This window comes from Amycolatopsis sp. NPDC024027 (assembly GCF_040638975.1).
GTDB lineage: Bacteria > Actinomycetota > Actinomycetes > Mycobacteriales > Pseudonocardiaceae > Amycolatopsis.
The window spans coordinates 109895-122090 of record NZ_JBEZYY010000005.1; the positions used below are offsets into that span (position 1 = coordinate 109895).

The following is a 12196-nucleotide window of genomic DNA, read 5'->3' on the forward strand; positions in this document are numbered from 1 at the left end:
TGGAGGGGGTGCGGGTGGCCGGTCAGGCGACGGCGAGGCGGACCGGGCGGAACAGCTGTGCGGCGGCGGCGGCGAGCACCGCCGTCGGGTCGATCACCGGCACCACGGGACGCGGGTCGGCGGCGAAGACGATCGGCAGCTCGGTGCAGCCGGCGATCACCGCGCCCGCCCCGGCCGCGCGGAGCTCGGTGGTGACGGCGCGCAGCCGGCCGGCGGTCCGCTCGGACACGTCACCCGCCTTGACCGCCCGGATCACGGCCATCACTTCTTCCTGGTCCGGTGGCGCCGGGACGAGCAACGGCCGCCCGGCCCCGGCGAACGGTGCGGCGTAGAGGTCGCTCTGCGCCGCCGCGGTGCCGGCGAGCAGCCCGACGGGCACGCCCGGCGGCAGCAGCCCGGTCACCTCGGCCACCGTCGCTTCGACCATGCTGAGGAAGCGCGCCCCGGTGACCGCGGTGACCTCCGGCAGGAACAGGTGCGCGGTGTTGCAGATGGCCACCAGCACCGAGGCGCCCATGGCCAGCAGCGCGCTCGCGCCGGTGATCAGCGCCGGGGTCGGGTCGGGCCCGCCGTGGCACAGCGCGTCGGTGCGGTCGGGCACCCGCGGGTCGTTCCAGACGACCACCGGCACGTGGTCCTGGTCCCGCTCGGCCTCGGTCGCCCGGACGAGCTTGTCCAGGAAATCGACGGTGGCGGCGGGACCCATGCCGCCGAGCACTCCCAGCATGATCAGCTCCTCCCGGTCGGGGTCGCGGCGCAGCGTTCGCAGGAACGGCCGGCCGCGAAGTGGTTGATGTCCGCGGACAACGTGGTGAGCAGGTCGCCGGCGGGCCGCGGGCGGCGCGCGCAGCCGTCGTTGTGCCGGCGCACGGCGGGGGAGAAGGGCAGCGCGCCGAAGTCGCGGTAGCGGATCGCGCCGCGGGCATCGCGGCCGGGCACGACCACGGACTTCGCGTGCACGCTCGCGCTGAACGGCACGTCGAGCGTGCCGCGGGCGAACGCGGAAACGATGCGGGGCAACGGATCCGCCGCGTCGAGCACCGGGTCGAGCAGTTCCGTGACCTCGCGCCGGAGCCAGCCGCACTCCTCGGCGAGCAGGCCCTCGTCGAGCTCGACGAAGTCCAGCAGCGGCGACAGACCCAGTTGCGCGCACCGGATCCCGTCGGCGTTGACCTCCGCGCTCGGGATGCCGCTGGCCTCGTGGACGGTCTTGTTGATCACCTTCGCCGCACCGCCGAGCCGGGCGGTCAGCGCGCCCAGCAGGATCAGCGACCGGGCGCAGCCCGGGCACCGCGGGAAGACGCCCATGAACTCGTGCAGCACCGGGTGGACCTCGACGTGCGCGGGCAGGTACCGCCGGGCCAGCGCCGGGATGGCCCGCAGCGCCGCGGTGTCCTGGTAGACCTCGCCGCTCTGCGGGTAGGCGATCGACAGGCAGCGGACCCCGGCGTCGGCGGCGAGCCGCGCTTCGGCGAACGCGCACGCCAGGCTGATCGACGGGGGCATCAGCACACCGGTCAAGGTGCCGAAGAGCTCCCGGTCGACGACCACCCCCGCGGCGGCGAGTTCACCGCAGGCGGTGTCGACCTCGCGCCACGACTCGAGCGAGTCCCGCAGCGGGACGTCCTTGCAGTACGGCAGGTTGTAGCCGATGCCGCCGCCTTCGAACGAGGTGATCCCGGACGCCAGGGTGCACGCGAACAGGTCGCGGGCCTCGGGGGAGCCGTGCCGGACCTCCAGGGGCACCCCGACCGCGGCGGTGAGCTCCCGGCCGCGTTCCCACCCGTGGGCGAGCAGCGGGTAGCCGTTGAGGTCGGCGGGGCGTTCCCGCAGCACCCGGGCGGCGGTGCCGAAGTGGCCCAGCCGCGTGTGCGAGTCGATGGTCACCGACAACAGGCCGGGGCCGGCCTGGTCCAGGGTGCGCAGCGACGCCAGCATCCGGGCGTGGTCGCCGACGCCGCAACGCGGCTGCACGAACGGCCGCCGGGCCGCCCGCAGCACGTCGACCGCATGGCGGCGCTGCGGCGCGCTCAGCCATGACACGACCTCCGGCCACGGCGGCAGCGCGGCCGCGGTCGCCGGGCTCACGGTCATCGGGAACGCGGCGGTGGTGGGAGCGGACACGGCTACACCGCCACCTTCGGCCGCAGCGAGTCCAGCAGGGGGATCAGCTCGGCCGCGTCGGTCAGGACGCGGTCGACGCCGAGCTCCAGCAGCCGGCGCCGGGCGTCGGCGGACCGGTCGACGCCGACGGCGAGGTTGCCGCCGACGATCACCGGGCACCGCAGTTCGCCTTCGGCGCGCAACACGGGCAAGTCCCGCAAGTCGGCGTGCGCGTGCCCGTTCAGGCTGCCGATCAGCACCGCTTCCGCGGCGGGGTGCCGGCGCAGCGCCGCGGCGAAGTCCGCCAGCGGTGTGCACGTGCCGAGGTTGACCACCTCGAAGCCGGCTTGGCTGAGGTGCATGGCGATCAGCCGGTTGGCCACGGCGTGGGCGTCGCTCTCCGCGACCCCGAGGATCACGAGTCTTTGCGGGGCCATGCAGGTCCTTCCGTCGTGCCGGTTCGCGTGGATTGGCTCGGCACAGCGGACTCCTCGCCGGTATCGCCGCGCCTTCACCGGACCGGTGGCGCCCCGCCGTGCGGTGATGGCGCGGTGAAGGCGGCTCGAAGGCGGCCGCCGGTGTCATCGCTGGCATCGACCGAGCCGAGAAGACGGAGCTGCAGATGACCATCGCTGTGACGGACCTGGACGCGGCCCAGACGGCGCCGTCGTTCACCGTGGTGCCCGGTGCCGTGGTGCACCAGGTGCTCGACGGGGCACGACGCGAGGTGATCGACGTCGTCGAGGAGGCCTACCGCACCCACGGCGCGGGGGCGACGGTCAACCCGCCGTCCTACTTCCTGCGGTTCCCGGAGCGGCCGGCCTCGCGCATCATCGCGCTGCCCGCCTCGGCGGGCGGCGCGATCGGGGTGGACGGGATCAAGTGGATCTCCAGCTTCCCCGAGAACATCGCCGGCGGGCTGCCGCGTGCCTCCGCGGTGATGATCCTCAACGACCAGCGCACCGGGTACCCGACCGCGTGCCTGGAGGCCTCGATCATCAGCGCCGCCCGCACCGCGGCGTCCGCGGCGCTCGCCGCGCGCACCCTCACCGCGGGCCGGTCCGCCCCGCGCCGGCTCGGCATCGTCGGGGCCGGGCTGATCAGCCGCTACGTCTACGAGTACCTGCGGGCGGACGGCTGGGAGTTCGAGCGGATCGGCATCCACGACCTGTCGGCCGAGCACGCCGGCGGGCTGCGCGACCGCATCGAGCGCGACGGGGTGCCCGCCGAGGTGCACCCGGATGCCGAGAGCCTCGTGCGCGGCAGCGACCTGATCGTCTTCGCCACGGTGGCCGCCACCCCGCACATCGACGCGCCGGAGTGGTTCGACCACCACCCGGTGGTGCTGCACGTCTCGCTGCGCGACCTGGCGCCGTCGGTGATCCGGGCGGCGGCCAACTTCGTCGACGACGCCGACCACTGCCTGCGGGCCGCCACGTCGGTCCACCTCACCGAGCAGGAGACGGGCAACCGGAACTTCCTGGCGGGCACGTTGTACGACGTACTCACCGGCGCCCTCGTCCCGCCCGCGACCGGCACCATCGTGTTCTCCCCCTTCGGGCTCGGCGTGCTCGACCTGGCGGTGGCCAAGCTCGTCCACGGCCGCGCGCGGGACGCCGGAGCGATCACCGTCGACGGGTTCTTCCACGAACTGCGCAGGCACGGCTGAGCGGCCGCGCACCGGACGGGAGGTTCGACCAGTCATGCCGGTCATCACCGGACCACACCAGTACGTGGAGGACGATCTCTTCATCGACCTCGGCCCCACGTTCCACCCGGGCCTGCACCTCAAGTGCGAGGGCTTCAACTTCGGCGGCTCGGTCAAGCTGAAGGTCGCGGCCGAGATGGTCGACCGGGCGCAGCGCAGCGGGGTGCTGCGGCCGGACTCGATCCTGGTCGAGTCCTCGTCGGGCAACCTCGGCGTCGCGTTGAGCGCGGTCGCGGCCAACCGCGGCCTCGGGTTCGTCTGCGTCACCGACAGCCGGTGCAACCCCACCACCGTCGCGCTGATGCGCGCGCTCGGCGCCACCGTCCACGTCGTCACCACCCCGCACCCCACCGGCGGCCTGGTCGCCGCGCGGGTGGCGCTGATCCGCGAGCTGCTCGCGGCGGACGAGCGTTGCGTGTGGACCAACCAGTACGCCAACCCGGCGAACTGGACGGCGCACTACCGGCGCACCGCCCCGGCCATCCTGCACCGGTTCCCGGAGCTCGAGCTGCTGTTCGTCGGCGCGGGCACGACCGGCACCCTGATGGGCTGCGCGCGCTACCTGCGTGACACCGGCAGCAACGCGCTGATCATCGCGGTCGACACCCATGGCTCGGTCAGCTTCGGCGGACCGCCCGGGCGGCGGCTGATCCCCGGCCTGGGCATGGGGTTCCGGCCGCCGTTGCTCGATCGGTCCTATGTGGACGACGTGGTGCTGGTGGACGAAGCCGAAACCGCGCGGACCTGCCGGGCGCTGGCCCGGCAGGGGTTCCTGCTCGGCGGTTCCACCGGCACCGTGGTGGCCGGGGCCCTGGCCTGGCTGGCCGGCTCGCCGCGGCGGGGCACGGCCGTCGCCATCTCGCCCGACCTCGGCGAACGCTACCTGCAAACCGTCTACGACGACGAATGGCTGCGGGCCGGCTACGGCCCGGATGTGCTCGAACCGGGGGCAGGCACCCGCCGCCCCGAGCCGATGACCGCGGTCGGGTGAGCGGTGGCCGCGCCGACCGATCGCTTGGGATCGAAGGAGAAACCATGACCACATTGGACCGGCTGATCGCCGCGCAGGCGGCCCGCACGCCGGACGCGCAGGCCGTCGTCGACGCGCGGCGGGCCCTGACCTACCGCGAACTGGACGAGCTGGCCAACGCCACCGCGGCCCGCCTCAAGGCGCTCGGCGTCGGCCCCGAGGTGCGCGTCGGCGTCGTGATGGACCGGGCGGTGGAGATGGTCGTCGGCGTCCTCGCCGTGCTGCGGGCCGGCGGCGCCTACGTGCCGGTCGAGCCCGACTCCCCGGACCAGCGCGTGGCCGACACCCTCGACATCGCGGGGGCCCGGATCACCCTGACCCAGCCGTCCTGTGTGGACCGGATGGTGTCGCTGGGGCAGCAGCCCGTGCTCGTCGCGGCCACCGGCTCCCCGGTGCCCGTGTCCGCGGCGACCGGCGGGGACAACCTCGCGGCCGTCTACTGCACGTCCGGTTCGACCGGCCGGCCGAAGGGCGTCGGGTGCCCGCACACCGGCTGGATCAACCGGATGCGCTGGATGCAGGACCGCCACGACCTGCGGCCGGGCGAAACCGTCCTGCACAAGACCACGCTCACCTTCGACGACGCGGCCGTGGAACTGTTCTGGCCGCTGATGCACGGCGGCCGGGTGGCCGTGCTGGAGCCGGGCGCGCACCGCGATCCGCGGGCCATCATCGACGCCGCCGTCAAGTACCGGGTGGTGCACCTGCAGTTCGTGCCGAGCGTGCTGGACCTGTTCCTGGACGCGCTCACTGACGACGACATGGCGGGCCTGACGTCGCTGCGGTCGGCGTTGAGCAGCGGCGAAGCCCTGCGCCCGATCACCGCCCGGCGCTTCTCGGCCCGCTTCGGCGACACCGTCGAGCTGGACAACACGTGGGGGGTGACCGAGGCGTCGATCGACTCGACCTACCACCGGGTGACGATCGAGGACGGCCTGTCCGCCGACGAGAGCGTGCCGATCGGCACCGACATGACCGCGTGCGAGGTGCGTGTCCGCGATGCGCGGCTCGACGAGGTCCCGGCCGGGGAGATCGGCGAGCTGTGCATCGGCGGCGAAGGGCTGGCCCGCGGCTACCTCGGCGACCCGCGCCGCACCGCGCTGGCGTTCGTGCCGGCTCCCGGCGGCCGGCGCGTCTACCGCACCGGTGACCGCGCCGTCCGCCGCGCCGACGGGTCGATCACGTTCCTCGGCCGCGTCGACAACCAGGTGAAGATCCGCGGTGTCCGCGTCGAGCTGGGCGAGGTCGAGGCCGCGCTGGTGGCCCACCCGGCCGTGCTGGGGGCGGCCGTGGTGGCGGTCCCCGCGATCGCGGGCGGCAAGCAGCTGGCCGCGTACGTGGTGGCCGAACCGAAGACGACCGGCGCCGACCTGCGGGCCTACCTCGGCGAGCACCTCACTTCTTACGCGATTCCCAGCACGATCACCTTCGTGGCCGCGTTGCCGTTGCTGGCCAGCGGGAAGGTCGACCGCAACGCGCTGACGGCGGTGGCCCCCACCACACCGGAGGAGGAGTCGGCGGCGTTCCTGGCGCCCCGGACGACCACCGAGGAGACGGTCGCGGCGATCTGGTGCGCGGTGCTCGGCCTGGACCGCGTCAGCATCGACCGCGACTTCCTGGACGCCGGCGGCCATTCGCTGCTGGCGGTGCGGGTGCTCAGCCGGCTGCGGCAGGCCTACGAACTGAACCTGCCGATCAAGCTGATCTTCGAATACCCGACCGTGCAGGACACGGCCGCACGGATCGAGCAGCTCCTCCTGGCCGACCTGGCCGAAGTCCACTGAGTTTTCCGAAACCGAAAGGGCACCCACGATGTTCGAGAACACCGGCACGTTCCAGGTCGTCGTCAACGACGAGGAGCAGTACTCGATCTGGCCCGCGGACCGCGACCTGCCCACCGGCTGGCACGCGGAGGGCACGACCGGACCGCAGGAGGACTGCCTCGCCCACATCGACGCGGTGTGGACCGACATGCGGCCGCGCAGCTTGCGCGAGCGCATGGCCGCGGCGCACTGACCCCGGATTCCTGTGCGGGGCGGGTTTTCCGCTCGGCGGCGGACCCGCCCCCACCTCGACTCCGTTCCGGCCCGTTGCCGGGCCGTACGGCGACCGGGTGCAACCGGTGCCCGCCGGTTCTGACCAGCTCAAACGGCCGAGAGGGCCGAGGGGGCGTGTGCGCACCCACCGCTTCCCCACATAAGGCACGTCACACACGATCCGCGGCGTCGCATACCCGGGCAGGCACCCCATGATCGAGTGCTGCAGCTCCTGCGCCTCCCACACCGAAACCCGCCAATGCTCGGCGGAAGACGCGATCCGGACCGCGTCGACTGAGGGTGTGGCGCCGGCCTCGCGTGTTGCACCAACTTCGACTGGTGGTGGGCCCTTCAAAAGCATCGGGCCCGCTGTGCCCTCGCACCATCGCCGAACCGGGTGTGGACGAGGTCGGGTGCCATCTTGATCGTCGGGCTTGCTGCGGCAGGTGCTCGGCCTGCAGCACGCAGTGGCTGCCTGAACTGTCGAACGAATAGTTGTGGTTGCTTTGGTACGAGTCCGGACGGGCGACTGACGAGACTGCAGACGGTGACGCGCGCGACGCAATCGGAATGATTTGTGCCACAAGAGCGGGCCCAGTGGCGACGCCTGCACCGCGGGCAATGAGGCGCCCGATGCTCGGAGGGAGGCGGCAGGTACACGCAGGGACGAATTCAAGCTGTCCGTTGCCAACGGATCGTCATGTTCGCCAGTAGATCTTGCTCGACTGCGAGATCTGACGCGCAGTCGGGCACAGGTGGAGCCGCCAGTCCACGCCGGCGCAGCCAGCGGCCCGGATTGGGTGCCACGAACAAGATCCATTAGCGACATTCGGGCGGCATCACGCCTCTCAATGCCCGTTCCGGCCTTGCGGATCGCTATCCAAGTCGGGAAGCCAGCCACTCATCGAGGGGCGCGCCCGGCTCACCGGTGGTGGCCAGGAAGGGGTAGCCCGGATACTGGAAGCCGAGACGATTGCCCTGCGCCTTCCTGAGGCAACCTCCGAACTTGCCCTGCTCCGTGTCATCCATGAGGAGTTCGTCCACTGGTTCGGCGCCGGCACCGCCGGTGCCATCGACCGGTACACCGCGACCGCACAGGAATTTGGCACATCTCGCGGACTCACCCGTGATCCCATGTCGGCGTGAGCATCCATCGGCAACCCCCGACCGGCGGCAGAAGAGGGTGTTCGCGGTCGAGCGAATGCCGGGACAGATCCTCGCCGCAGCCGGCGAACGACGGCTCTCCCGGCGGCAGGCCCGACACCACATCGCCCGTCATGACCCCGAGTCATCCTTACGCTGGCACGATGCCGAACCCGAGCACCACAGCCGCCGACACCACCACGTGCCCCGGGGCCAGGTCTTCTGCCGTTGCGGCGCCCCCAGCCCCGTGCCCGCGGTACTGCTGCCGCTCGTCCGGGTTGACATCATCGATGTGCACTACCGCGCCCAGCCGGACACCTGCCGCCTCGGCATAGAGCTCGGCCTTCGCCTTGGCCGCCGCGACCGCTTCGCGCCGGGCCCGGGCACGGAGAGCCGGTTTGTCCCGGACGTCGAAGTCAACGCCCTCGATCTCGTTCGCGCCGGCGGAGACCAGGTCGGTCAGCAACGACGGCAGATCGTCCAGCGCCGCCGACTCCACGACGAACGAGGCCGAACTCTCATAGCCCAGAAACTTCCGCTGCTGGCCGTACTCCCATTTGCCGCCGAGTTCGATCCGCGAGCTCTCGACCGCGGCGTCCGGGACGTCGTGTCGCCGGAGCGTCGAGCGGATCTCGTGCACGGCCAGCCCCGCGGACTCGAAGGCGTCCAACGGCTTCTGCTCCAGGCACACGACCTTGAACCGCGCCCGCACCAGGTCCGGGGCCGCCTTGACGCTCGCGGCACCGTGTACCGTCACGCCCCACGGGCGTTCGATCATCTGCATGAGCCAAGTCAACCAGGAATCAGAGCGGGTTGAACTCGCCCGGCAGAGAAGTGCAGAAACCGCCGTCCACGTACTCGGCCACCGCACCGGTCGGTGCAGGCATACCGGTCATCTGCTCTGCGAAGACCGCGGCGTTGTGCAGTGACATGTGGCCCGACGCCTCCACCTCGATCAGCGAATGGATGCGGCGGCTGTTGTCGGAGACGCCCCGGAACAGCTGGTAGCCGGGCGACGGCGCGGCCCCGGCTTCAGCGGCGTCTCGAAGCGCGAGCCGATCCGGATCACGATGACGTCGACGCCGAACCGTGAGTAGTGCAGGCTGTCCAGCACTTCGGTCGCGGCCTTGCTCACGCCGTAGAACGCGTGGGCAGCGACCGACGGAGCCGACCGCGGTCACCGGTCCGAGAAAGCGGACACGTTCGGCAGGTGAGGTAAACCCGATTGCTTGCAGAAGCCGTCGATACGATCATGGGCCGGTGTCTGTGGACGGGCGGCTGGAAGAGGTGAAGTCCGGGCTTCGTGGCGCGCTCACCTGGCGGGGCGATCGCACGGACCAGCATCGCTATGCCGACGTCACAGGTTGGTGGCGTCGACCCGATCTGCTCAAGTGCCTCGGTCCCGCGCTGGCGCAGCTGTTCGCGGGCGAGCGACCCACGGTCGTCCTCGGGCCGGAATCTCGGGGCTGTCTCTTGGGGCCCCTGGTCGCTCTGAGCTTCGACGTCGGGTTCGTCGAGGTTCGCAAGGACCGCGTGGGGTCGAGCGACAGTGACGTCTGGTTGCAGCGAACCACGCCACCGGACTATCGAGACCGTCACCTCACTCTCGGTTTCCGCAAGAGCTTGGTCAACGGCGGCGATCGAGTGCTGTTCGTCGACGACTGGATAGAGACCGGCGGGCAGGCCTGTGGTGCCCACCTGCTGACCCAGGATGCCGGGGCCACCTGGCTCGGTGCTGCGACGGTGGTCGATGCGCTGAGCAGCAATCAGGTCCGACGACAACTGAACGTCCGGTCACTGCTGCACGTCCGGGAGCTCTGACCCGTGAGTGGCCGGCGGCGCCTCGGCCATATCAACTACCGACATGCGGCATGCGCGAATGTTCTTCTACGATCGAGCATTTCTCGGGCAGTGAGCACGAGCGCGGCATGAGCTCGATCGGTCCGGACCCGGTTCTGCTTGACCGCACGGTGGCTGATCCCTTTCCGGCCGCGGTCCGGATCGTGGACGACCCGCTTGACTCCCTTCTCGTCAACTCGCCGCCCGGCCGCAGTGCCCGGTCAGGCCGTATCAGCCGCCGCCGCCAACAGTCGGGCGAGCTCGGCCGGCTTCGTGTGCATGGGCCAGTGGCCGGAGTCGAGGTCGACGAGGTCGAGGTGCTTGACCTGCGCGAGCTCGGGTATATCGCCGGCGCTGATCCACTCCTTGGCCTGTGCGGGGGTGAATTCGGGGCACACCACCAGGACCGGTACGTCGAAGCGTCGCTTGTCGGTCAGCCGCACGATGCCGGTGGCCACGCCCTGGGGAACGGGGATCGCGGCGGCGGCGAAGGCGCGTCTGGCCTGCTCGTCCAGGTCGGCCGAGTCGGGCCCGTCGAACGGGGCCCAGCCGGGGAAGGGCATGACGCCGTCCCGCAGCTGGAAGAAGTCGGCGTAAGGCTTCCCGTCGGCGGTCGGGAAGCCGCCGACGAGGACCACCTTGGAGATCTTGTCCGGACGCGCGTCCGCGGCCAGCCAGGCCAGGGTGGCCGCGGCCGAGTGACCGACCACCACGGGCTTGCCGGAGGCTGCGTCCACGGCGGCGAGCACGGCCGCCACCTGGTCGTCGAGCGTGGCGGAGGCGGCTCCGTCACCCTGGCCGGGCAGGGTCAGCGGCTCGGGGCGATGCCCGCGCGAGCGGAGCGCGGCCGCAACGTCGGCCCAGGCGGATCCGTCGAGCCACAGGCCGGCGATGAGCAGGATGTCCATGATCAAGTCTCTTTCTCCCGTGCGGTCGGGTGTCACGCTAGAGCCAATTCCGGACAATCCGCTTCCGGTTCAATGGTGCGGTCGCCTAGCCTGCCGGTGTGCCGAGTGATCTCAGCCCCACCGCCCGGGCACTGCGTGCCCTGGAGATCCTCCAGGCGCGCCCCGGTGCGACGGCCGACCAGCTCGCCGAAAGACTGGGTGTCACGGAGCGCGCCGCCCGCCGCTACGTCGGGATCCTCCGGGAGGCAGGCATCCAGGTCGAGTCGGCCCGGGGTCCGCACGGCGGGTACCGGCTCCGGCGCGGAACGAGGCTGCCGCCGATCGTGTTCACCCAGGCCGAGGCGTTGGGCCTGGTCATGGCGGTGCTCGACGGTCAGCCGGCTGCCACCGAAGCCGACGACCCGGTCGGCGCTGCCCTCGGCAAGGTCATCCAGGCGCTGCCCGAGAACGTCGGACGGCAGGCAGCTGTGCTGCGCGAGCACGCCAAGGCCGCGCCGGACCGGCACTCGGCCCGCCCGGATCCCGCCACCACCAGCGCACTCGTCGCCGCCGTCGCTGCCAGGCGCCGGGTGCTGATCACCTACCGCAGCGAGGCCGGCAACGCGTGGGAGGCCGAAGTGGACCCGTGGGCGGTCGTGGTCCGCCACGGGCGCTGGTACTTGTTGTGCCATTCCCATCGCGCGGACGCGATCCGCACCTATCGGGTCGACCGGGTTCGCGCGGTCGGGCAGACCGCGCACGAGTTCGAGCCACCCGAGGATCTCGACCCGGTCGCGGCGCTGGAGGAGAACCTGGGCACGGGGTGGGAGTTCCCCACCCGCGTCGTGTTCGACGCTCCGCTGACCGAGGTGGCGCCCTGGGTCCGGCCTCCGATGGGACGGCTTCACCCGTCGGAGGACGGCTGCGTGCTCGTCGGGAGCACCAGCAATCCGGCGATGTACGCGCAGGAGTGGCTGGCGACGGTGCCGTTCGTCTTCCGTGTCCAGGGTGGAGACGAGCTGCGCGCCGCGGTTGCGGCGGTCGCGACGCGCTTCGCCGCAGCCTTGACGCCGCAGGACGGATAGCCGCGCCCGCGCGGATTCAGGTGATTTCCGCCCGAGGTCACGTCGATCTCGTCGGTACGCGGCGTGATCGGCAAGGCAGGGCCGGACACGCGCTGCCGAACGGCGGCTCCGGCGGTGACCTCTCCACCGGCACGGCATCAGCCGTTACCGCTCATCGGCATGTGAGGACGTCGCAACGCTCGATCAGCGGCATGTGCGAATGTTGGAATGGAGACCGAGGGAACATCGAAGATCCGGCTGTCACGGGGATGGGGGCGCGCGGCGAATTCTTCGATGAGCCGGCGGGTGGTGGTCGGTGCGATCAGGGCGTTGCCCGCGGCGACCACGCGGACGGCGGTGATGATGTCGTCCAGCGCCATGTCGTG

General features: G+C 71.5%; 11 protein-coding genes and 2 pseudogenes. 6 read left to right on the forward strand and 7 right to left on the reverse strand.

Features of this window, described 5'->3' with window-relative positions; translation table 11 throughout:
• Window positions 1-22: 22 nt before the first annotated feature.
• From AB0F52_RS14765 to AB0F52_RS14775, 3 genes are read right to left on the reverse strand one after another with little or no spacing between them, the layout of a single operon-like run.
• Window positions 23-727, reverse strand: coding sequence for an amino acid racemase (locus tag AB0F52_RS14765; RefSeq protein WP_360169884.1), 705 nt, complete (start codon window positions 725-727; stop codon window positions 23-25).
• Between the two features lie 2 nt (window positions 728-729).
• Window positions 730-2124: a methylaspartate mutase gene (locus tag AB0F52_RS14770; RefSeq protein ID WP_360169887.1), complete on the reverse strand. Its 1395-nt coding sequence runs from the start codon at window positions 2122-2124 to the stop codon at window positions 730-732.
• A gap of 2 nt (window positions 2125-2126) precedes the next feature.
• Window positions 2127-2540 (reverse strand): cobalamin-dependent protein, encoded by a 414-nt coding sequence (locus tag AB0F52_RS14775; RefSeq protein ID WP_360169890.1) that lies wholly within the window; start codon window positions 2538-2540, stop codon window positions 2127-2129.
• A 185-nt stretch (window positions 2541-2725) separates the two neighbouring features.
• Between AB0F52_RS14775 and sbnB the strand changes: the two genes are divergently transcribed.
• The 4 genes from sbnB to AB0F52_RS14795 are packed head-to-tail and all read left to right on the forward strand — an operon-like array spanning window position 2726 to window position 6857.
• Window positions 2726-3772, forward strand: a complete 1047-nt coding sequence (gene sbnB, locus AB0F52_RS14780; RefSeq protein WP_360169893.1) for a 2,3-diaminopropionate biosynthesis protein SbnB — start codon at window positions 2726-2728, stop codon at window positions 3770-3772.
• Window positions 3773-3806: 34 nt separating this feature from the next.
• A complete protein-coding gene (gene sbnA, locus AB0F52_RS14785) occupies window positions 3807-4802 on the forward strand; it encodes a 2,3-diaminopropionate biosynthesis protein SbnA (RefSeq protein ID WP_360169896.1) in 996 nt (331 codons plus the stop codon).
• 44 nt (window positions 4803-4846) lie between these two features.
• Window positions 4847-6625 carry a non-ribosomal peptide synthetase gene (locus AB0F52_RS14790; RefSeq protein WP_360169899.1) on the forward strand — a complete coding sequence of 593 codons (1779 nt, stop codon included), beginning with the start codon at window positions 4847-4849 and terminating at the stop codon, window positions 6623-6625.
• Window positions 6626-6653: 28 nt separating this feature from the next.
• The gene (locus AB0F52_RS14795; protein WP_013226625.1) at window positions 6654-6857 is read left to right on the forward strand and encodes an MbtH family NRPS accessory protein; all 204 of its coding nucleotides are present in this window, start codon (window positions 6654-6656) and stop codon (window positions 6855-6857) included.
• A 1314-nt stretch (window positions 6858-8171) separates the two neighbouring features.
• On the opposite strand, the gene AB0F52_RS14800 is transcribed toward AB0F52_RS14795, so the two are convergent.
• Window positions 8172-8804, reverse strand: a complete 633-nt coding sequence (locus AB0F52_RS14800) for an SIMPL domain-containing protein (protein ID WP_360169902.1) — start codon at window positions 8802-8804, stop codon at window positions 8172-8174.
• A gap of 19 nt (window positions 8805-8823) precedes the next feature.
• Window positions 8824-9164 (reverse strand): annotated as a pseudogene (locus tag AB0F52_RS14805) (NAD(P)-dependent oxidoreductase); the annotation flags it as partial.
• Between the two features lie 116 nt (window positions 9165-9280).
• Between AB0F52_RS14805 and AB0F52_RS14810 the strand changes: the two are divergent.
• Entirely contained in the window at window positions 9281-9841 is a 561-nt protein-coding gene (locus AB0F52_RS14810; RefSeq protein ID WP_360169905.1) for a phosphoribosyltransferase family protein, read from the forward strand.
• 239 nt (window positions 9842-10080) lie between these two features.
• Here AB0F52_RS14810 and AB0F52_RS14815 read toward each other — a convergent pair whose 3' ends face one another.
• Window positions 10081-10767: an alpha/beta hydrolase gene (locus AB0F52_RS14815; RefSeq protein WP_360169908.1), complete on the reverse strand. Its 687-nt coding sequence runs from the start codon at window positions 10765-10767 to the stop codon at window positions 10081-10083.
• A gap of 98 nt (window positions 10768-10865) precedes the next feature.
• Between AB0F52_RS14815 and AB0F52_RS14820 the strand changes: the two genes are divergently transcribed.
• Window positions 10866-11831, forward strand: a complete 966-nt coding sequence (locus AB0F52_RS14820) for a WYL domain-containing protein (protein WP_360169911.1) — start codon at window positions 10866-10868, stop codon at window positions 11829-11831.
• A gap of 260 nt (window positions 11832-12091) precedes the next feature.
• Here the strand turns inward: AB0F52_RS14820 and AB0F52_RS14825 are convergent.
• Window positions 12092-12184, reverse strand: a pseudogene (locus tag AB0F52_RS14825) (DNA-binding response regulator); the annotation flags it as partial.
• Window positions 12185-12196 lie beyond the last annotated feature (12 nt).

What these genes read in the sequence shown, in the direction of transcription:
- AB0F52_RS14775 (WP_360169890.1), bottom strand. Translation starts at nt 2,540, where the DNA reads ATGGCCCCGCAAAGACTCGTGATCCTCGGGGTCGCGGAGAGCGACGCC.
- AB0F52_RS14795 (WP_013226625.1), top strand. Translation starts at nt 6,654, where the DNA reads ATGTTCGAGAACACCGGCACGTTCCAGGTCGTCGTCAACGACGAGGAG.
- AB0F52_RS14800 (WP_360169902.1), bottom strand. Translation starts at nt 8,804, where the DNA reads ATGCAGATGATCGAACGCCCGTGGGGCGTGACGGTACACGGTGCCGCG.
- AB0F52_RS14765 (WP_360169884.1), bottom strand. Translation starts at nt 727, where the DNA reads ATGCTGGGAGTGCTCGGCGGCATGGGTCCCGCCGCCACCGTCGATTTC.
- sbnB (WP_360169893.1), top strand. Translation starts at nt 2,726, where the DNA reads ATGACCATCGCTGTGACGGACCTGGACGCGGCCCAGACGGCGCCGTCG.
- AB0F52_RS14815 (WP_360169908.1), bottom strand. Translation starts at nt 10,767, where the DNA reads ATGGACATCCTGCTCATCGCCGGCCTGTGGCTCGACGGATCCGCCTGG.
- AB0F52_RS14790 (WP_360169899.1), top strand. Translation starts at nt 4,847, where the DNA reads ATGACCACATTGGACCGGCTGATCGCCGCGCAGGCGGCCCGCACGCCG.
- sbnA (WP_360169896.1), top strand. Translation starts at nt 3,807, where the DNA reads ATGCCGGTCATCACCGGACCACACCAGTACGTGGAGGACGATCTCTTC.